The organism is [Clostridium] symbiosum ATCC 14940, from assembly GCF_000466485.1.
GTDB lineage: Bacteria > Bacillota > Clostridia > Lachnospirales > Lachnospiraceae > Otoolea > Otoolea symbiosa.
In genome coordinates this window covers 1-1,129 of sequence record NZ_KE992885.1, presented here as the reverse complement: position 1 = coordinate 1,129, position 1,129 = coordinate 1, and the positions used below count along the sequence as shown (strand labels likewise).

At 47.8% G+C, this 1,129-nt stretch carries 1 protein-coding gene; it reads left to right on the top strand.

The genetic code is table 11. The features are described from left to right. Nucleotides 1-139: 139 nt before the first annotated feature. A partial coding sequence (locus CLOSYM_RS08985; RefSeq protein WP_021641871.1) for an ISL3 family transposase occupies nt 140-1,129 on the top strand: 990 nt, incomplete at its 3' end.

The window sequence follows — 1,129 nt, the reverse complement described above, 5'->3', positions numbered from 1 at the left end:
GGTTCTATACTGAATGTTGGGGTGTGCTGAAAAGCACACTTCCAACATTCTTTTCGTTGTAATAAAATACATCTATAAGAAGCCTCCTAAACGCATTAACCCGACCAAAGTTTAATGTTACGGAGGTGACCCCTTATAGATGTACCCTAATTATACCAAGGCTTTCCTTAACTTGGAAGGTGTTTCTATTAAAAAAGTGGTTCAGGCAGACTCTTTCATTAAAATTTTCATCCAGTCCCAACCGGTAGAACAGACTTGCCCCTGCTGTGGGGCTAAAACAAAACGGATTCATGATTACCGTTTACAAGAAGTCCAGGACATTCCCTTACTGGGAAAACAAGTAATCCTGCTTCTTCGCAAACGCCGCTACCTCTGCCCATACTGCCGCAAACGCTTCACCGAACCCTATTCGTTCCTCCCCAGCTACCACCGCAGGACCCGCAGGCTGGCATTTTACATTGTCTCCCTGCTCCGGCAGACCTTTTCCTTAAAACAGATCGCAGAGCTTACCGGTGTTTCCGTCCAGACGGTCTGCCGCCTTCTGGACACGATTTGCTATCCTCCGCCTGACCAGCTTCCACAAGCGCTTTCCATTGACGAATTCAAAGGCAATGCTTCTACCGGTAAATATCAGTGCATTCTGGTTGATCCGAAAAAGCGCCGGATCCTCGACATTCTCCCAGATCGGACCCAGAGCCATCTGGCTGATTATTGGCGGAACATTCCCAGGAAAGAACGCCTGAAGGTAAAGTTCTTCGTCTGCGATATGTGGCGCCCCTACACCGAACTTGCACAAACCTTCTTTCCAAACGCTACAATCATCGTGGATAAATATCATTTCATCCGGCAGGTGACATGGGCGATTGAAAATGTACGCAAACGGCTGCAGCGCTCCATGCCGGTTTCTCTGCGTAAGTATTATAAACGCAGCCGAAAACTCATTCTGACCCGCTACAAAAAGCTGAAGGATGAGAACAAACAGGCCTGTGATTTAATGCTTCACTATAGCGAGGATCTGCGTCTGGCACACCGCATGAAAGAGTGGTTCTATGATATCTGCCAGATGGAAGCGTATCGTCAGCAGCAGAGGGAATTTGATGACTGGATTGCGAATGCGCAGAGCTGTGGG